This is a genomic window from Streptococcus pseudopneumoniae (genome assembly GCF_001072665.1).
Lineage (GTDB): Bacteria > Bacillota > Bacilli > Lactobacillales > Streptococcaceae > Streptococcus > Streptococcus pseudopneumoniae_S.
Genome location: NZ_JVJI01000112.1, coordinates 1 through 18,925 on the forward strand (window position 1 = coordinate 1; position 18,925 = coordinate 18,925).

Annotated in this window: 21 protein-coding genes; 7 read left to right on the forward strand and 14 right to left on the reverse strand. The window is 41.0% G+C overall.

Going from position 1 to position 18,925, the window contains the following annotated elements; genetic code table 11:
• Positions 1-200: 200 nt before the first annotated feature.
• Entirely contained in the window at positions 201-1,337 is a 1,137-nt protein-coding gene (lctO, locus tag ADH52_RS06450; protein WP_049487053.1) for an L-lactate oxidase, read from the reverse strand.
• 215 nt (positions 1,338-1,552) lie between these two features.
• Here lctO and ADH52_RS06455 point away from each other — a divergent pair, with 215 nt between their 5' ends.
• From ADH52_RS06455 to ADH52_RS06470, 4 genes are read left to right on the forward strand one after another with little or no spacing between them, the layout of a single operon-like run.
• Complete coding sequence (locus ADH52_RS06455; RefSeq protein ID WP_049487052.1) at positions 1,553-2,233, forward strand: amino acid ABC transporter permease; 681 nt, start codon at positions 1,553-1,555, stop codon at positions 2,231-2,233.
• Positions 2,193-2,870: an amino acid ABC transporter permease gene (locus ADH52_RS06460; protein WP_049487051.1), complete on the forward strand. Its 678-nt coding sequence runs from the start codon at positions 2,193-2,195 to the stop codon at positions 2,868-2,870. The genes ADH52_RS06455 and ADH52_RS06460 overlap by 41 nt, the downstream gene beginning before the upstream one ends.
• A complete protein-coding gene (locus tag ADH52_RS06465; protein ID WP_049510629.1) occupies positions 2,871-3,629 on the forward strand; it encodes an amino acid ABC transporter ATP-binding protein in 759 nt (252 codons plus the stop codon).
• An 11-nt stretch (positions 3,630-3,640) separates the two neighbouring features.
• Entirely contained in the window at positions 3,641-4,507 is an 867-nt protein-coding gene (locus ADH52_RS06470) for a cysteine ABC transporter substrate-binding protein (protein WP_049510630.1), read from the forward strand.
• A 131-nt stretch (positions 4,508-4,638) separates the two neighbouring features.
• Here ADH52_RS06470 and pyrE read toward each other — a convergent pair whose 3' ends face one another.
• From pyrE to typA, 7 genes are all read right to left on the reverse strand, one after another.
• The gene (gene pyrE / locus ADH52_RS06475) at positions 4,639-5,271 is read right to left on the reverse strand and encodes an orotate phosphoribosyltransferase (RefSeq protein WP_049510631.1); all 633 of its coding nucleotides are present in this window, start codon (positions 5,269-5,271) and stop codon (positions 4,639-4,641) included.
• Between the two features lie 33 nt (positions 5,272-5,304).
• The gene (gene pyrF / locus ADH52_RS06480; RefSeq protein WP_049510632.1) at positions 5,305-6,006 is read right to left on the reverse strand and encodes an orotidine-5'-phosphate decarboxylase; all 702 of its coding nucleotides are present in this window, start codon (positions 6,004-6,006) and stop codon (positions 5,305-5,307) included.
• 232 nt (positions 6,007-6,238) lie between these two features.
• Complete coding sequence (locus ADH52_RS06485; protein WP_049510633.1) at positions 6,239-7,492, reverse strand: cell division protein FtsQ/DivIB; 1,254 nt, start codon at positions 7,490-7,492, stop codon at positions 6,239-6,241.
• Positions 7,493-7,501: 9 nt separating this feature from the next.
• Positions 7,502-8,560 (reverse strand): UDP-N-acetylglucosamine--N-acetylmuramyl-(pentapeptide) pyrophosphoryl-undecaprenol N-acetylglucosamine transferase, encoded by a 1,059-nt coding sequence (locus ADH52_RS06490; RefSeq protein ID WP_049510634.1) that lies wholly within the window; start codon positions 8,558-8,560, stop codon positions 7,502-7,504.
• A 1-nt stretch (position 8,561) separates the two neighbouring features.
• On the reverse strand, positions 8,562-9,914 hold the full coding sequence (murD, locus tag ADH52_RS06495; RefSeq protein ID WP_049510635.1) for a UDP-N-acetylmuramoyl-L-alanine--D-glutamate ligase: 1,353 nt from the start codon (positions 9,912-9,914) through the stop codon (positions 8,562-8,564).
• 115 nt (positions 9,915-10,029) lie between these two features.
• Positions 10,030-10,284 (reverse strand): DUF3165 family protein, encoded by a 255-nt coding sequence (locus ADH52_RS06500; RefSeq protein WP_049510636.1) that lies wholly within the window; start codon positions 10,282-10,284, stop codon positions 10,030-10,032.
• A gap of 19 nt (positions 10,285-10,303) precedes the next feature.
• Complete coding sequence (gene typA, locus ADH52_RS06505) at positions 10,304-12,145, reverse strand: translational GTPase TypA (RefSeq protein WP_000164111.1); 1,842 nt, start codon at positions 12,143-12,145, stop codon at positions 10,304-10,306.
• A 161-nt stretch (positions 12,146-12,306) separates the two neighbouring features.
• Here typA and ADH52_RS06510 point away from each other — a divergent pair, with 161 nt between their 5' ends.
• Positions 12,307-13,032 carry a 16S rRNA pseudouridine(516) synthase gene (locus ADH52_RS06510; RefSeq protein ID WP_049510637.1) on the forward strand — a complete coding sequence of 242 codons (726 nt, stop codon included), beginning with the start codon at positions 12,307-12,309 and terminating at the stop codon, positions 13,030-13,032.
• A 42-nt stretch (positions 13,033-13,074) separates the two neighbouring features.
• Here the strand turns inward: ADH52_RS06510 and ADH52_RS06515 are convergent, their stop codons facing one another.
• From ADH52_RS06515 to ADH52_RS06530, 4 genes are all read right to left on the reverse strand, one after another.
• Positions 13,075-13,302 (reverse strand): hypothetical protein, encoded by a 228-nt coding sequence (locus ADH52_RS06515; protein ID WP_049510639.1) that lies wholly within the window; start codon positions 13,300-13,302, stop codon positions 13,075-13,077.
• 165 nt (positions 13,303-13,467) lie between these two features.
• Positions 13,468-13,695 carry a hypothetical protein gene (locus ADH52_RS06520; RefSeq protein WP_049492311.1) on the reverse strand — a complete coding sequence of 76 codons (228 nt, stop codon included), beginning with the start codon at positions 13,693-13,695 and terminating at the stop codon, positions 13,468-13,470.
• Between the two features lie 163 nt (positions 13,696-13,858).
• Positions 13,859-14,239, reverse strand: coding sequence for a rhodanese-like domain-containing protein (locus ADH52_RS06525; RefSeq protein ID WP_049510640.1), 381 nt, complete (start codon positions 14,237-14,239; stop codon positions 13,859-13,861).
• The gene (locus ADH52_RS06530; protein WP_000051787.1) at positions 14,239-14,508 is read right to left on the reverse strand and encodes a YqgQ family protein; all 270 of its coding nucleotides are present in this window, start codon (positions 14,506-14,508) and stop codon (positions 14,239-14,241) included. The genes ADH52_RS06525 and ADH52_RS06530 overlap by 1 nt, the downstream gene beginning before the upstream one ends.
• Positions 14,509-14,571: 63 nt before the next feature.
• On the opposite strand from ADH52_RS06530, the gene ADH52_RS06535 reads away from it, so the two are divergent.
• Positions 14,572-15,480 carry a LysR family transcriptional regulator gene (locus ADH52_RS06535; protein WP_049501939.1) on the forward strand — a complete coding sequence of 303 codons (909 nt, stop codon included), beginning with the start codon at positions 14,572-14,574 and terminating at the stop codon, positions 15,478-15,480.
• A 51-nt stretch (positions 15,481-15,531) separates the two neighbouring features.
• On the forward strand, positions 15,532-17,409 hold the full coding sequence (locus ADH52_RS06540; protein WP_042750345.1) for an N-acetylmuramoyl-L-alanine amidase: 1,878 nt from the start codon (positions 15,532-15,534) through the stop codon (positions 17,407-17,409).
• Between the two features lie 31 nt (positions 17,410-17,440).
• On the opposite strand, the gene ADH52_RS06545 is transcribed toward ADH52_RS06540, so the two are convergent.
• Together ADH52_RS06545 and ADH52_RS06550 are read right to left on the reverse strand one after the other, a co-directional pair.
• Positions 17,441-17,758 carry a hypothetical protein gene (locus tag ADH52_RS06545; RefSeq protein ID WP_042750347.1) on the reverse strand — a complete coding sequence of 106 codons (318 nt, stop codon included), beginning with the start codon at positions 17,756-17,758 and terminating at the stop codon, positions 17,441-17,443.
• A 252-nt stretch (positions 17,759-18,010) separates the two neighbouring features.
• Positions 18,011-18,922 (reverse strand): DUF6287 domain-containing protein, encoded by a 912-nt coding sequence (locus tag ADH52_RS06550; protein ID WP_049510641.1) that lies wholly within the window; start codon positions 18,920-18,922, stop codon positions 18,011-18,013.
• Positions 18,923-18,925 lie beyond the last annotated feature (3 nt).

Below are 18,925 nucleotides of genomic sequence, written 5' to 3' on the forward strand. Positions count from 1 at the left end.
GTATCAGGTTCAATGGGTATCATCTCAGCCTAAAGCACCCCAAATGTCTTTATTATTTAATTACTGCACCAGTATAGCAAAAAATGAAAGCCCTAGCAAGATATTTGACCGAAAAATATATTTATATAGTTTTCAATGGTGATTTATTCTTCCTATACACTAAGAAAAACCTCCACATTCAGTGAAGGCAAGCTGTTTTATTAATACAATTTTAAGTCACGAGGATCAACTGGGAAGGTTGGGTTGTATGGGTTGTGACGGAGTTTGAAGTGTTTGACATCTTCAATGGTCTGAGTTCCAGATAACTGCATAACTGTCTTCAATTCTGCATTCAAGTGTTCAAAGACTTGGCGTACACCGACACTACCACCAAGGGCCAAGCCATAGATAACCGGGCGGCCAATAGCTACCAAGTCTGCTCCTGAAGCCAAGGCTTTAAAGACGTGTTGACCACGACGAATACCTGAGTCAAAGACGATTGGTACACGTTTGTCAACCGCTTCTGCTACTTCCTGAAGTGAATCAAAGGCAGCTGGTCCACCGTCGATTTGGCGACCACCGTGGTTGGTTACCCAGATACCAGAGGCACCTGCACCCAGAGAACGTTCAACGTCCTCACGGCATTGTGGCCCTTTGACATAAACAGGAAGTCCTGAGTATTCAGCGATGAATTCTACATCACGTGGAGACAAGCGTTGTTTAGCTGATTTGTAAACAAAGTCCATTGATTTTCCAGCACCTTCTGGCAGATATTCCTCAACAATCGGCATTCCAACTGGGAAGACAAAACCATTACGCTTATCTACTTCACGATTGCCTCCTACAGTCGCATCTGCTGTCAAGACAATCGCTTTATAACCTTCAGCCTTCACACGGTCCATGATGTGGCGGTTAATCCCGTCATCTTTACTAAAGTAAAATTGGAACCAATGAGGTGTCCCTTGAAGGGCTTCTGTAATTTCTGGAAGATCGACAGTAGAGTAAGAACTGGTTGTATAGAGGGACCCAAACTCATGCACACCACGCGCAGTCGCCACTTCACCCTGTTCATTTGCCAATTTATGAGCCGCAACAGGCGCCATAATGATTGGTGAAGATAGTTTTTCACCTGCAAATTCAATCTCTGTACTTGGATTTTCTACATTGCAAAGCGTATGCGGAACGATGAGTTTGTGGTTAAAGGCGCGAATATTCTCACGTAAAGTGAAAGTATCTTCCGCCCCACTAGCGATATAGCCAAATGCTGCTTTAGGGATAACTTGTTGCGCCATTGGCTCCAAATCATAGGTATTGATGAAATCTACATGACCTTCTGCATTGCTTGTTTTGTATGACATAAAATGCCCTCCTTAATAAGTAAGCGTTTACTTTGTATATTACAAAAATATCTTAACTCTTTTTTCAAAACTTTTCAAATATTTTGTTTGGAAATTTCAGAAAGATTGTGTCTATGATAAAAAATCCTTATAACGGCAATAAAAAATACATATTATCCAAAGGAGATTTTAAGTGCTACAATAACTGTATTATTTCTAGATGGGAGGTTCTATTTTTGGATTGGTCCATTGTTGAACAATATCTACCACTTTATCAAAAGGCATTTCTTCTGACCTTGCATATTGCAGTTTGGGGAATTTTGGGATCTTTTTTGCTCGGCTTAATCGTTAGTATCATCCGGCATTACCGCATTCCTGTTTTGGCGCAAGTAGCGACAGCCTACATCGAATTGTCACGCAACACGCCCCTTTTGATTCAACTCTTCTTTCTCTACTTTGGTCTTCCCCGAATAGGGATTGTCCTATCTTCGGAAGTCTGTGCTACTCTGGGACTAGTCTTTTTAGGAGGTTCCTATATGGCAGAATCTTTCCGAAGCGGACTGGAGGCCGTCAGTCAAACCCAGCACGAGATTGGATTAGCCATCGGTCTGACACCTGTACAGGTCTTTCGCTATGTGGTTCTTCCGCAAGCAACAGCGGTGGCCCTACCCTCTTTTAGTGCCAATGTCATTTTCCTGATCAAGGAAACTTCTGTTTTCTCAGCAGTGGCTTTGGCCGACCTCATGTACGTCGCCAAGGACTTGATTGGGCTCTACTATGAAACAGACATTGCGCTTGCTATGTTGGTAGTTGCTTACCTTATCATATTGCTACCCATCTCACTGGTCTTTAGTTGGATAGAAAGGAGGCTCCGCCATGCAGGATTCGGGAATCCAAGTACTCTTCCAGGGAAATAATCTCCTGAGAATCTTACAGGGATTGGGCGTTACGATTGGGATATCCATCCTGTCTGTCCTCTTATCCATGATGTTCGGAACAGTCATGGGAATCATTATGACCTCCCATTCTAGAATCGTACGATTTTTAACACGATTGTATCTGGAATTCATCCGTATCATGCCCCAACTGGTGCTACTCTTCATCGTTTACTTTGGCTTGGCTCGAAACTTTAATATCAATATCTCAGGTGAGACTTCTGCTATTATCGTTTTCACCCTCTGGGGAACAGCTGAGATGGGGGACTTGGTCCGTGGAGCCATCACTTCCCTCCCTAAGCATCAGTTTGAAAGCGGACAGGCACTTGGCTTGACCAATGTTCAACTTTACTACCACATTATCATCCCACAAGTCTTGAGAAGATTACTTCCACAAGCCATCAATCTTATCACTCGGATGATTAAAACCACTTCCTTGGTTGTTTTGATTGGGGTTGTTGAAGTGACTAAGGTTGGACAACAAATCATCGATAGCAATCGCTTGACTATCCCAACTGCTTCCTTTTGGATTTATGGAACCATTCTGGTCTTGTATTTCGCAGTCTGCTTTCCTATTTCCAAACTATCCACTCACTTAGAAAAACATTGGAGGAACTAAATGTCAGAAACTATCTTAGAAATCAAGGAACTCAAAAAATCCTTCGGAGACAATCCTATCCTCCAAGGACTTTCTCTAGAAATCAAAAAAGGGGAAGTTGTCGTCATTCTAGGACCCTCTGGTTGTGGGAAAAGTACTCTCCTTCGTTGTCTCAATGGCTTAGAAAGTATTCAAGGTGGAGATATTCTTCTGGATGGTCAGTCTATCGTTGAAAATAAAAAAGATTTTCACCTCGTTCGCCAAAAGATTGGTATGGTTTTTCAAAGCTATGAACTTTTTCCCCATCTGGATGTCCTTCAAAACCTCATCCTAGGCCCTATCAAGGCTCAGGAAAGAGACAAGAAGGAAGTAACGAAAGAAGCTCTGCAACTACTGGAACGTGTCGGTTTGCTAGATAAACAACATAGCTTTGCGCGTCAATTATCTGGTGGACAGAAGCAACGGGTTGCAATTGTTCGTGCCCTCCTCATGCATCCAGAAATCATACTTTTTGACGAAGTGACTGCTTCGCTGGATCCAGAAATGGTGCGTGAGGTTCTGGAACTCATCAATGACTTGGCCCAAGAAGGCCGTACCATGATTTTAGTAACCCACGAAATGCAGTTTGCCCAAGCAATTGCCGATCGGATTATCTTCCTCGACCAAGGGAAAATTGCTGAAGAAGGAACGGCTCAAGCCTTCTTTACCAATCCTCAAACTAAACGAGCCCAGGAATTTTTAAACGTCTTTGACTTTAGCCAATTTGGCTCATATCTATAAAGGAGATTCTTATGAAACTATTCAAACCACTCTTAACTGTTTTGGCACTTGCCTTTGCCCTTATCTTTGTCACAGCTTGTAGCTCAGGTGGAAATGGTGGTGCATCGTCAGGTAAAACCACTGCCAAGGCTCGCACAATCGATGAAATCAAAAAAAGCGGTGAGCTACGAATCGCCGTGTTTGGAGATAAGAAACCGTTTGGTTACGTTGACAATGATGGTTCTTACCAAGGTTACGATATCGAACTTGGGAACCAACTGGCCCAAGACCTTGGTGTCAAGGTCAAATACGTTTCAGTCGATGCTGCCAACCGTGCGGAATACTTGATTTCAAACAAGGTAGATATTACTCTTGCCAACTTTACAGTGACTGATGAACGTAAGAAACAAGTTGATTTTGCCCTTCCATATATGAAAGTTTCTCTGGGTGTCGTATCACCTAAGACTGGTCTCATTACAGATGTCAAACAATTAGAAGGCAAAACCTTGATTGTTACAAAAGGAACGACCGCTGAAACTTATTTTGAAAAGAATCATCCAGAAATCAAACTCCAAAAATACGACCAATACAGTGACTCTTACCAAGCTCTTCTTGACGGACGTGGAGATGCCTTTTCAACTGACAATACGGAAGTCCTAGCTTGGGCGCTTGAAAATAAAGGATTTGAAGTAGGAATTACTTCCCTCGGTAATCCAGATACCATTGCGGCAGCAGTTCAAAAAGGCAACCAAGAATTGCTAGACTTCATCAATAAAGATATTGAAAAATTAGGCAAGGAAAACTTCTTCCACAAGGCCTATGAAAAAACACTTCACCCAACTTACGGTGACGCTGCTAAAGCAGATGACCTAGTTGTTGAAGGTGGAAAAGTTGACTAATACTCTTCGAAAATCTCTTCAAACCATATCAGCTTCACCTTGGATTATATTTGATTTTCATTGAGTATAAGATCCAATAACATCACAAAAAGAAATCAGGTAATCCTAGTGACTACCTGATTTTCTATGTCTTAAGCATTTTGCCAATTTTCTTGGTCTTCTTTAAAGCTTTTTAGAAGGTCGAGCCCTTCTGGTGTGATGTAACCTTCTTCTTGAGCTAGGTGAATGAGTTCACTGTAGTTAGAAAGTGTTAACAGCTTAACACCAGCATCTGCAAAGTTTTTGTCTGCTTTTGGCAATTGGTAGCTGAAAATCGCTACAACTCCAAGCACATCTGCTCCTTCTCGCTTGGCTGCTGCCACGGCCTCGAGAACAGAACCACCTGTTGAAATAAGGTCTTCAACCACTACCATCTTTTGCCCCTGAGCTACGCGGCCTTCGATTTGGTTACCAGCTCCGTGGTCTTTTGGTTTGCTACGGATGTAGGCAAATGGCAAGTTCATCTTATCAGCAATAATAGCTCCGTGTGGAATCCCTGCTGTTGCAGTTCCTGCAATCACTTCTACCTCTGGAAAGGCTTCTTTGATAGCTTCCACAAAGCCATTTTCAATGAGGGTACGAGTTTCTGGATAGGCTAGTGTCACACGGTTATCCGTATAAATCGGCGACTTGATACCAGATGCCCAAGTGAAAGGCTCCTCTGGTTTGAGGTAGACGGCTTGAATTTTCAAGAGGTGGCTAGCGATATCTTTAGCAAGTGTCATGGTATTCTCCTTTTATTTTTCTAATCTAGTTCTTTAATTCCAGTCCTGTGTCCATTCATCCTTGATAGCATGATAAGCTGCAACAGGATCCTCAGCTTGGGTAATGGGACGTCCCACTACGATATAGTCACTGCCGATTTGATAGGCATCAGCAGGTGTCATGACGCGTTTTTGATCTCCAACCGCAGCTCCGGCGGGACGAATGCCCGGTGTCAGACAGATAAACCCTGGATTGGTGGCCTGCTTGATGAGTTGCACTTCCTGAGCCGAGCAAACGACACCATCCAAGCCCGCTTCAGCTGTCTTCTTAGCATAATGAACCACAGACTCTTGCAGGCTGGTTTGGATGTTTTGAAAATCCTGCATCTGAGCTTCTGATGTTGATGTAAGCTGCGTTACAGCGATCAATTTTGCTTGGCTCCCAAGACCTTCACGCGCAGCCTTCATCATCTCTACACCCCCAGCAGCATGAACATTGGTCATATCCACACCAAGCTGAGATAGGACCTTCATAGCTGATTTGACTGTATTGGGAATGTCATGCAGCTTGAGATCCAAAAAGACACTGTGACCCAAGCCTTTCAAGTAGGATACAATCTCAGGCCCCGTTGCGTAATAAAGCTCCATCCCTACCTTTAGATAAAGGCTTTCTTCTGCTGGGAAAAGAGCTAAAAATTCCTTGACCGCCTCAAAACTAGGAAAATCAAGAGCAATGACTGGACGATGTTCTCGCATAGGTTTCTCCTTTTACCTTTGTTAGTGAGAGAGTCTGGCCACAAGAAGCCACGAAAAAAGGAACCTGCCAACAGCAAGGTTCCACGAAAAATGGGTAGTCTCCACCCTTTCACCGTCTAACCTTAGCTGCCTCTCTGGACTGCTTTAAAGGTTTTTTACTATTCTATTATTTCTACTAACACTTGTCAAGTAAAAACATGGCAACTAAAGAGCTATAGAAGAAAAGGTAAACCTAGCGACGCGATGAACGTCGGGTCGTTTGGTTTTGATTGCCCTCTTCCTCCAGCTTTTTCCTTTCCTCTTCTAGTTTATTCTGCTGTTCTTCCAGTCTTTTCTTCTCTTCCTCTTTTTGTTTCTTCTCAGCTTCCTTAGCCTCTTGTTTGGCTTTTTCCTCAGCCTCCATAATTAATTTATCCGCCACTGTGTAGCTGTAAATTCCAGCTTCCATGTCGACCACACTTGGTTCTGACAATTGAGGCTTAATCTTACTGTAATAAGGCAATTTCTTACTCATTTCAGAAAGGGGAACCAAAACTTCGTCCGAATCATTCATAGTCACTCGAATTAAATCTGATGTGACCTTGCTTGGGGCTAGTTCCACCTTTTGGATAGCAGATTTGAGTTCGGGGCTAATTTGAGAAAGTTCTGAGGTAAAGGTCTTGATTTGTTCGCTGTCATTAAAGAGAACTGACAAATACGTTTCTGGCAGACTCACCAAACTTACAGCACTGGTCTCCACCTTTCCACTTGAAAGGATTGGATAATGATTTTCCCCAGAAACATAGTAGGCAACAATATCGTATTCCTTGACCTTGATAGTAAACTTGGTTGGAAATTGATAGACAAGCTGAGCTGATTCAACCCAATAATTAGACTTGATCTGTTCTTCATATTTTGCCTTGTCTAGCAGAAGGTTAATCGTATAATCCGAATCCTGAATTCCTGAAGCCTGTCGAATATCATCAGCCGTAGTTTGAACCGTTCCCTCAACACGAATATCCTTCATGGTCGCATAAGGACTGAGCAAGTAGGCAGAGACAACCAATAAAAGTAAACTGAGAAACAAAACCGAGATAGCACGCCAGATATGAACTCCTGGAATTTTCGGTTTGACCGGTTTTTCCTTTACAGGTTTTTTATCTACTTTTTTAGCCTGTTTATTCTGTTTCTTTGGCTCTTTGGATTTTGGTTCTTCTTTGGCTACTTCTTTTTTGACGTCTTCTGACTCTTCTACTTTATCTTCAGACTCTTCCTTAGCTGATTTTGGGTCTTTTGGATCAGATTCACTCTCTTGGTCCTCGGTTGCATCTGACTTTTCAGATTTTGAAGCCATTCGAGCTTGTCTTTCCTTTTCCTTCTCCTCAGCTAGGGCTGCTTCTTCCTCAGCCTTCTTTTTTAGATATTCTTGGTTTCGTTTCTGCCATTCTGATAACTCTTTAAATTCTTCGAGGATTTCTTTGCCCTCATTTTTCTTATCTTTTGACATTTACTTTCCTTATGATAAATCTTTTTTCAACAATTGATAAAAATCTGCTAGAGATTTCAATTCCTTTGAAGCCTTCATCTTAGCTTGGTAATCTTCCTTGTGACTTAGTAAGTGAGAAAGCTTCTCTTCTAAACTGTCCAAGGTCAAATCGCTTTCTTGAAGCTCTTCTGCATAGCCTTTTTTTACAAAGTAGGCTGCATTTTCAATCTGGTCACCACGACTAGCTTCACGACCAAGTGGCACAATGACATGTAATTTTGCCATGGCCAAGAGCTCAAAAATCGTATTGGCACCACCTCGTGTCACAACAATATCAGCCAATTCCATCAAGGGTTGATAGAGATTGGTCACATAGTCAACACGAAAAAGATTTTGGCTCAACTCGTTCAAACTAGAATCTCCAGTTAAATTGATAATATTGTAGCGCTCTGTCAGTTCTTTCTTATGGTCTGTCACCAATTGGTTAAAGACACGAGCACCTGCAGAACCACCGACAAACAATACAGTTGGCAATTTGGAATTAAAGTGGGTTTGAATATCTACCAATTCATCTGGTTCTGGATTTTTTTGATCTGAAACCTTGGTCACTGCTCCCACATGCTCAACCTTAGTCAAACTTGAAGCTTGCTCAAAGGTTGAATACAACTTCGTCGCAAATTTATAGGCGATTTTATTGGCCAAGCCCATAGACAGGTCAGATTCATGAATAAAGACTGGCACTCCTGACACACGCGCAGCGATAACAGGCGGTACTGAGACAAAGCCTCCCTTTGAAAAAAGAGCCTGTGGACGAAGTCGCAACATGATAAAGAGCGATTGGACAATTCCCCATCCAACTTTAAAGACGTCCAGCATATTTTGCCAAGAGAAATAACGACGCAATTTCCCAGTCGCAATGGAGTGGAAAGTGACATCCAAGCCTGACTTGAGGATTTCTTGGTGTTCGATCCCACGCTTGTCCCCAATATAGTGAACTTCCCAGCCATCTTCGATGAACTTGGGTATTAACAAAAGGTTGAGGGTCACGTGTCCAACCGTTCCCCCACCTGTAAAGACAATTTTTTTCATATTATTCCTTTAACTCCGCTACTGTGTCGATAAAGAGGTCGCCACGTACTTCAAAGTTAGCATACATATCCCAGCTGGCATTGGCAGGACTGAGAAGAACCACGTCTCCTTGAGTCGCAAGCTCGTAGGCCTTGCGGGTCGCATCAGCAATATCAGTCGCATCCACATAAGCCACACCAGCCTTGTCTGCTGCCCGTTTGACACGTTCGGCAGACTGACCGAGGATGACCATCTTCTTGAGTCCAGTAATGTCTGGCACCAATTCGTCAAACTCATTGCCACGGTCCAAACCACCTGCAATCAAAATGACCTTGCTGTTGTCAAATCCTGACAAGGCTTTTTGAGTAGCCAAGATATTGGTTGACTTGCTATCATTATAGAATTTGACACCCTTGATTTCATCTACAAATTGGAGACGGTGTTTGACACCTCCAAAGGCTGAAAGAGTTTCTTTGATGGTTTGGTTATCCACACCACGAAGCTTGGCTACAGCAATCGTCGCAAGGGCATTTTCCACATTGTGGCTACCTGGAACTCCGATTTCATTCGCTGCCATGACAACTTCCCCACGGAAGTAGAGTTGACCATCTTCCAGATAAGCTCCATCAACCTTTTCAAGTGTTGAGAATGGTACAACGGTAGCTTGTGTTTTTCTTGCCAATTCTTTTGCCAAATCTTGGTTAAAGTTCAAGATAAGGAAATCAGCCGCTGTCATCTTGTTCTGGATATTCCACTTGGCTGCTACATAATCCTCAAAAGAACCATGGTAGTCGATATGAGTTGGCATGAGGTTGGTAATAACCGCAATCTCAGGATGGAATTCTTGAACACCCATCAGTTGGAAAGAAGAAAGCTCCATGACAAGCGTGTCCTTATCTGTCGCAGTTTGGGCCACTTGACTAGCAGGATAGCCGATATTTCCTGATAAAAGACCATGTTGGCCAGCAGCAGTCAAAACTTCCCCGATCATGGTCGTTGTGGTTGTTTTACCGTTCGAACCTGTGATACCGATAATTGGCGCTTCTGAAATCAAGTAAGCCAATTCCACTTCAGTTAAGACTGGAATACCTTTGGCCAAAGCCTTTTCAATCATGGGATTGCTGTATGGGATACCTGGATTTTTCACCATCAGAGCAAATTCTTCATCCAAAAGTTCCAAAGGATGGCCACCTGTGATAACCTTGATTCCTTCTTCCAGCAAACTTTGCGCAGCTGGATTGTCCTCGAAAGGTTTTCCGTCATTTACTGTCACAATAGCACCTAGTTTGTCCAACAAACGAGCTGCAGATTCACCAGACTTGGCCAAACCTAAAACAAGGACTTTCTTATTTTTAAATTGATCTATTACTTTCATGTCTCGAACTCCATTTCTACTCTTACTATTTTACCATTTTTATGGAAATAATTCTAAACGAAAATGCTCATATTCAGCATTCTAACAAGCAAAAAGAGAGCCAAAACTCTCTTTTTTATCTTCTTTTACTTTTACTGACCGACATGAGGGTAATATCTCGCAAGCTAAAGTATGCTAGGAAGAGCATAGCGACTGCGATGAAGAATTCTGTCGGTAGCTGAAAGATTTGCAGAACTGACAGCATAAGCAAAATCAAAAGTGCTACGAAAGCAAAGACGACAAGGACGATATTGACTGTCCCTTTAATGCTTTCTGGTGTCGCAAATACATAGAGTAGTAATAAGAGGATTCCTATGATTAAATAAACCATCTTTATCTCTTTCTAGCTCTTATTCAGCTGATTTTTTCTTCTTGTTAGCTTTCTCACGCTCTGCCTTGTTAAGGATTTGTTTACGCAAACGGATAGACTCAGGCGTTACTTCCATGTACTCATCGTCGTTCAAGAACTCAAGAGACTCTTCAAGTGTCAAGATACGAGGTGTCTTGATAACAGCTGTTTGGTCCTTAGTAGCTGAACGAACGTTAGTCATTTGTTTTGCCTTAGTGATGTTAACGGTCAAGTCGTTTTCACGAGAGTTTTCACCGATGATCATTCCTTCATAAACCTCAGTACCTGGGTTGACAAAGATTGTACCACGTTCTTCGATAGACATGATTGAGTAAGTTGTAGCCTTACCAGCATCGATAGAAACAAGGGCACCACGGTGACGACCACCAATTTCACCTGGAATCAAAGGCAAGTATTGGTCGAAGGTATGGTTCATGATACCGTAACCACGAGTCATTGACAAGAACTCAGTTGAGTATCCAATCAAACCACGCGCTGGAACAAGGAAGACCAAACGAGTTTGACCATTACCAGTTGAAATCATATCCAACATTTCACCCTTACGTTCAGAAAGACTTTGGATAACAGACCCTTGGTATTCTTCTGGAGTGTCGATTTGAACACGTTCAAATGGCTCACATTTAACTCCATCGATTTCTTTTACGATAACTTCTGGACGAGATACTTGAAGTTCATATCCCTCACGACGCATTGTTTCGATAAGGATTGACAAGTGCAATTCTCCACGTCCTGAAACAGTCCATTTATCTGGTGAATCAGTTGGGTCAACACGAAGGGAAACGTCTGTTTGCAATTCTGCCTGCAAACGTTCTTCCACCTTACGAGAAGTCACCCATTTACCTTCTTTACCAGCAAATGGTGAGTTGTTGACTAAGAAAGTCATTTGAAGAGTTGGCTCATCGATGTGTAGGATTGGAAGAGCTTCTACTGCATCTGTCGGAGTAATGGTTTCACCGACAAAGATATCTTCCATACCTGAAACGGCAATCAAGTCACCTGCTTTTGCTTCTTGGATTTCACGACGTTCCAAACCAAAGAAACCAAAGAGTTTTGTAACACGGAAGTTTTTAGTTGTGCCATCAAGTTTAGAAAGGGTAACTTGGTCCCCAACCTTAACAGTACCACGGAAGACACGACCGATACCGATACGGCCAACAAAGTCGTTGTAGTCCAAAAGTGACACTTGGAACTGCAAAGGCTCATCTGAGTTATCTACTGGAGCTGGGATGTGGTCGATAATCGTGTCAAAGATTGGTGCCATAGTAGCTTCTTGGTCAGCTGGATCATCTGACAATGAAGAAGTTCCGTTGATCGCTGAAGCATAGACCACTGGGAAGTCAAGCTGGTCATCATCTGCACCAAGCTCGATGAAAAGTTCCAAGACTTCGTCCACTACTTCTGCTGGACGAGCTGATGGTTTATCGATTTTATTGACAACCACGATTGGGACTAGGTCTTGTTCCAAGGCTTTTTTCAATACGAAACGAGTTTGTGGCATTGTTCCTTCGTAGGCATCTACGACCAAGACAACACCGTCAACCATTTTCATGATACGCTCAACTTCTCCACCAAAGTCCGCGTGTCCTGGTGTGTCCATGATATTGATACGAGTTCCGTTATAGGCAACGGCTGTATTTTTAGCAAGGATGGTAATTCCACGCTCTTTTTCGATATCGTTTGAGTCCATAGCACGCTCTGCCAATTCAGTACGTGCATCAAGCGTTTCTGATTGTTTCAATAATTCGTCAACGAGGGTTGTTTTACCGTGGTCAACGTGGGCGATAATCGCAATGTTACGGATATCTTCTCTTAATTTTGTCATGATTTCCTCTATAATATTCAAAATTTATTTTCTAACTGAACGATTATACCATAATTTCAAGTAAATAACATAATTCAAGCAAGTGTAAATGTTTTCACTCTGCTTTTCTTTTCACGTCAAGCCTTTTCAAAGCAAGCGACTTATGATAAGATAGGCACAGTATGCGTTTAGATAATTTATTAGCCCAAGAAAAAGTTAGCCGAAAGGCCATGAAACAAGCCTTACTCAGAGGAGAAATTCTAGTCGATGGTTGCCCTGCCCGCTCCCTAGCTCAAAATATCGATACAGGACTACAAGAACTCCGTTTTCAGGGTCGAATCATTCAAGGTTATGAGCACACCTATCTCATGCTTCATAAACCTGCTGGTGTCGTGACAGCCAATAAAGACAAGGAACTCCCAACCGTTATGGATCTCCTTCCAGCTGACATCCAGTCTGATAAACTCTATGCCGTCGGTCGACTGGACCGAGATACGACTGGTCTCCTCCTCGTGACCGATAACGGTCCTTTGGGCTTTCAACTCCTTCATCCTCAATATCATGTCGATAAATCCTATCAAGTGGTAGTAAACGGACCGCTCACGTCAGACCATATCCAACTGTTTAAGGAAGGAATCGTCTTTTTAGATGGCACTATCTGTAAACCTGCTAGGCTAGAAATTCTATCCGCAAGTCCTTCCCTCAGTCAAGCCTCTATCACTATTTCAGAAGGAAAATTTCATCAAGTCAAGAAAATGTTTCTCTCGGTTGGTGTCAAGGTTGTTTCTCTCAAACGAGTTCAGTTCGGTGACTTTACATTAGACCCAGAACTAGCAGAAGGGCAATTCCGTCCCTTGAATCCAGAGGAATTGAAAATCATTAAAAACTACTTAGAGAAAAGTGGATAAAACAAAAAAGCTTTCAAATAAAGCTTTTTTGTTTTACACTAGTTAATTCCTAAAAAGAATCAATCCTAAAACCCAATTAATTACGGAAACTACAATCCCTACAATAGCTATAATTTTTTCTGTTTTATAGTCTAGTCCAGATTCTTTTTGAAGTGAGTTAGCAAACAATAAACTGGTAATACCTAAACCAATACCTCCCAACGGAAATAACAAACCAAGAATAATCGACAAGATACCCACAAAAAGTGGATTTTTTTTCTTTTCTTGCATTTTCTAAAAACTCCTTAAACTAAACACAAATGAATAATACCATAAAAATCGGCTTTATCAATTGGGTGAAAAATGTTAGCACTATATTATCCGGTTCTTGAACCGAGAAGAGTGGATAAAACAAAAAAGCTTTTAAAAATAAAGCTTTTTTTGTTAGAATCCTGATTAGTGCATCATTAAGAGGAGTCCTGCAACCCAGTTAATTACAGAAACTACAATTCCTACGATATTTAGAATTCGTTCTGTTTTATAGTCTAATTCAGATTCTTTTTGATGTGAATTAGCCAAGACTAGACCAATGATCCCCAAAACGAGACCTACGATTGGAGATAGCAAACCAAGAACGATAGATAGGATACCTAAAACAAGGGAAGATTTCTTCTTTTCTTTCATATTATAAAACTCCTAAAATTATTACCACTAAATTATATCAAAAGAAATAGGTTTTGTCTATATAATACTATACGTTTTTTTATCATATTAATCATAGCATTCTCTCAAAGAAACGTCCACTTGTCTACCCAAATCGGAACTTAGTTTGAGAATTTAGCTTATGTTAATTAGTCTTCACTTTTCCATTCCAAGAATCCAATCCATAAGAAAGGATATAAATCTCAGAGAAACCTTGCTTTTTCAGATAGAGTGCTGCATTTGTGACACGTTGCGCACGTTGGTTTTCGTAAAGAAGGACAGGTTTATCTTTACGAAGGGCTGCAAGACTAGTCTTCAACTGACTTGAAGGAATATTGCGTGCTCCAAGAATATGTTTTCTGTGGAATTCTGCTGGGTCGCGCAAATCAATCAATTGACCCGTACGAATCAAGGCTTCAAACTCCTCATTGTCCACAATTTTAGCCGCACGGCGAATACGAAGATAGTTAAAGCCCATCCACGCCAACATTGCTAGTATAAGTGCCCACAAAATCCAAGTAACCATTAGTTCTTTTCTCCATTTTTCTCAATATAATCCAATTCTACCTTGTGCTCTCTGCGAAGAACCGCTTCTGCTTCCAGATAATCCAGTTTGTCCATCAGCCCTGCATCGTAAATCCGAGAGAGTTCCAGCTTCATCAGTTCAATATCATATAAGCGTTTTCCCATGTAAACAATAATACCAAATCGTTTGAGGAATTGCTGCACATCATAGAATGTTTTCATAAGACTCATTCTAGCAAAATTTTGTGTTTTTTTCAAGAAGAGACTCACACAATGCCCCTGATTTTCCTATCTTCTTTGGCGATTCTGACGCAAGTGTGGTACAATAAAAACATGAGAATTCAACAATTACACTATATTATCAAAATCGTCGAAACTGGCTCCATGAATGAGGCAGCCAAGCAACTCTTTATTACCCAACCGAGTCTTTCCAATGCAGTGAGAGATTTGGAAAATGAAATGGGCATTGAAATCTTTATCCGCAATCCCAAGGGGATCACCTTGACCCGTGATGGGATGGAGTTTCTCTCTTATGCCCGTCAGGTTGTCGAGCAGACCCAGCTTCTGGAGGAACGCTATAAAAATCCTGTCGCCCACCGTGAACTCTTTAGCGTTTCCTCTCAACACTATGCCTTTGTGGTCAATGCCTTTGTCTCTCTGCTCAAGAAAAGTGATATGGAGAAATACGAGCTCTTCCTTCGTGAAACTCGTACTTGGGAGATTATCGACGACGTCAAGAACTTCCGTAGTGAGGTCGGTGTCCTATTTTTTAACAGCTACAACCGTGATGTTTTAACGAAAATGCTGGATGACAATCACCTGCTGGCTCACCATCTCTTCACAGCGCAACCGCATATCTTTGTCAGCAAGACCAATCCTCTGGCAAAAAAAGACAAGGTGAAACTGTCTGATTTGGAAAATTTCCCTTACCTCAGTTATGACCAAGGGACGCACAACTCCTTCTACTTTTCAGAAGAAATTCTTTCTCAAGAACACCACAAAAAATCCATCGTGGTCAGTGACCGTGCCACCCTCTTTAATCTCTTGATTGGTTTGGATGGTTATACCATTGCGACAGGGATTTTGAACAGCAACCTCAACGGAGACAATATCGTTTCCATCCCACTGGATATTGATGACCCAATTGAACTGGTCTATATCCAGCATGAAAAAACCAGCCTGTCTAAGATGGGCGAACGCTTTATAGACTATCTACTAGAAGAAGTTCAGTTTGATAGTTGAGAAATCAGCAAGATTTTATTATAATAAGCAAAAAAACAAAAGGAGTTTAATATGAAAAAGGTTTTACTTGCTAGTGCAGTTGCCTTATCTATTTTAGGATACACTCAAACAACTGCCCAAGCTCAAGAAAATAAAGCAGAGTCAGTACGCGAAAATGTAACAATTCCTCATTCAAGCACTTCAAAAATCGAAAACCAAGAAAAATCGAAAGAGAAGGTCGAAAAAACAGACAATTCTTCTAAAATTGATGATAAAGAAGAAAAAACAGAGAAAAAAACTCCCGCCACAGAAGAGAAGAAGTCTGAAGTAAAAAAAGAAGAAAAAGTTGAAAAAGTCAAAGAAGGTTGGCAGGAAGAAAATAATAACTGGCGCTTTTACGAACACAACAAACCTGTTACCAACTGGAAAAAAATCCAAGGAAAGTGGTACTACTTCAATAAAGATGGCCATCGACTAAGCAATACAACCTTTGATGGTTATGTTTTCAATAAAGATGGAGTGATGGCTGAAAACGGTTGGAACTTTATCAATGGAAAATGGTACTTCGCTAATTCTTCTGGAAAAATTTCTCAGAATAAATGGGAGAAAATTGGTGGTGCTTGGTATTACTTTGACAAAGATGGAATCATGCTTAGTAATACAACTTTTGATAACTATTTACTGACCAAAAGTGGAGCTATGGCCACAAACGGCTGGGCAAAAATCGACCAAAATTGGTATTATGCCACATCCTCTGGAAAAATCTCTCAGGAAAAGTGGGAGAAAGTCAATGGTTCTTGGTACTACTTTGATAAAAAGGGAATCATGTTGAGCTCAACTACATTTAAGGGCTACCTATTTAATAACAGTGGTGCTATGGCTGAAAATAGCTGGGTAAAAATTAAAGATACCTGGTTCTATGCGAACGCATCTGGAAAATTTGTCCAAAACAAATGGGAAAAAATCAGCGGTTCTTGGTATTCTTTTGCTCAAGATGGAGCTATGTTAGCCGATAAATGGTCGGGAAGCTATTATCTAAAAACCAATGGAGCCATGGCTGATAATGAATGGATATTTGATAAAAACTATAACAGCTGGTTCTTTTTGAAGCGTGGTGGAATGTATGCATCAAAAGAATGGATTGGAGCTTACTATCTCAAAGCTGGTGGTTATATGGCTAAAAAAGAGTGGATTTACGACGACACTTATAAGGCTCGCTACTACTTAGATGATAACGGACATTATGTTTCCGGAACTTACAAAATTGACGGTAGAGACCATCTATTCCACAAAAATGGTCAATGGATTTCTGAGGTCTCAAAAGAAGTTGGGTTTGTAAAAGGCCAATACAGTAGAACCATCTTTTTAGATCCTGGACATGGTGGAAGAGACTCAGGTGCATACTATTACAATGTCGCTGAAAAAGACCTCAACATGCAGGTGTATCGTAAATTACGCAAAAAGTTAGAAGAACTTGGCTACAAAGTTCTCACTTCACGTGATAGTGATATTGATGTAGATTTTGTTACAGAACGTTCTCGTATGGTTAACAAGACTAACTCTGACATCTTTATCAGTATTCACTTCAATGCGACTGGTAATGCATACTCAAAATCTAGTGGAATTCAAACCTATTCCTACAGTGATGATCCTGATTATCCAAGTAAAATCAACCCATACTGGCATAACCATCCTGACCGTATGAGTGAGAGCAAGCGCCTCGCAGCAGCTATCCACTCTTCATTGTTAGCTGAGACGGGTGCTAAAGATGCTGGTTTATTGGAAAGAAGCTTTGCCGTTCTTCGAGAAACTGCTAAACCAGCCGTCCTCCTAGAGCTTGGTTATATAGATAATTTCGCTGAAAATCAACAGATTCGAGATAGCCACTATCAAGATAAGCTTGTAGCAGGTATCGTGAAAGGAATTCAAAAATATTACGCTGGTAAGTAAAAAAGGGTCTCGAGAAACCTCGAGGCCTTTTCTATTTGTCTTCTTTTGTATCTTTATCAGGAAAGAGGTATCCAATACCAATGCAAGCTAGTACGCCCGCTCCAATTACCAAGCCACTTGAAATTGGCAAAAGGTCTAAAATTGCATTTGCAATGATAAAAGCAATAATTAAACACATCAGACTAGCCTTGTAGTCTTTTTTCAAAAAATTCTCTAGAGTGAAAAAGAGGAACAAACCTACCGGAATGAGTGACCATGGGTTGACATCCAAACTTGGCCACCCAACAGAACCAAAATACAAAATCAAAGCTGAAACTAGCAAGAATCCAATACCTAATAATTTTTTCATTTTTATCTCCAATTTCTTTTTTAGGAACTTGAGTTATCTGATAGTGACGCCTCCCGTCCCTTATAAAAATCATTATAGCAGAGGTCAGTTTCAAGAACAAGTTCTTTTGCCCATCTGGTCTCTATCTCGGTCTAAGTGGTTCAATAATTAAAATGAAAGAAAAAGAAGCCCTAATGAGCTTCTTCATTCTAGCGATTGCAACAGTATTTCTAAACTAAAACAATCGAAAGTTAGATTCTAAACTAGTTTTTTCTAGTTCGTATTTTTCTTTTCCTTAGATTCTAGAGAAGTTTTGATGGCTTCTCGTTCAGCCTGTAGTTGAGCTAAATTCTTCTCCTCTTCCTCAAGTTTACTAGTATCTGGTTTTACACGATAATAAACATCTTCTGGTCTCGACAACATCGCTTCATACTGCTGTCCTGCAAACAGTCTCTCCTCGTCATGATTGCTTTTATCTGTCAGTTTTCCATCATCACCAGGTTGCATGACAACTCCACTTGGTACAGCAACTACCACAAATCCTCCTGCGACAGAACCTTTAGTGTGTGCACTTAGACTTTCAACTTCTTTAAAGTTGGAATCTGAACTTCGATTTTTCAGATGAGAGTAACTATTGTCCAATTCAACAGTATATTCAAATTTTTGACCATCTCTAAAGCTAGTTATATAAATTTCACCAGACTCATTAATGACATATTCATTGCCCGACGGTGTACGCCATGTGCCTTTCAAACTAGATAAATCATTATTTCTTAATGCTTCAATATCCAGTTTCGGAACTGCAGTTTCTTCTTTTAGCTTGCTAACTACCTTCTCTGACTCAGAGACCTTGCTATCTAAACTGGTTAGCTGTTCCTTGAGTTTTTGAATCTCCTCTTCTTTCTTCTTCTCATTCTCAGACGCTTTCGAAGTATCTATCGCTTCTTTACTTGTGTTCTCTTTTTTAGCAACTGAAGAAATGGCTTCATTTGACTCTTTCTTTGCGTTAGGTGAGAATAAGAAGAGGCTTGCTAGGATTGCAACGACCAAGAGACTAATGGCAATGCCAATATAGACTTTTATTTTAAAAAACTTGCCCCTAATCTTAGATGGAGAAGTTCCTTTCACTACCTTCGATACAGTTGATTTCGGACCATTTTTCTCTTCAAAATGTTTCTTAGTCATAGT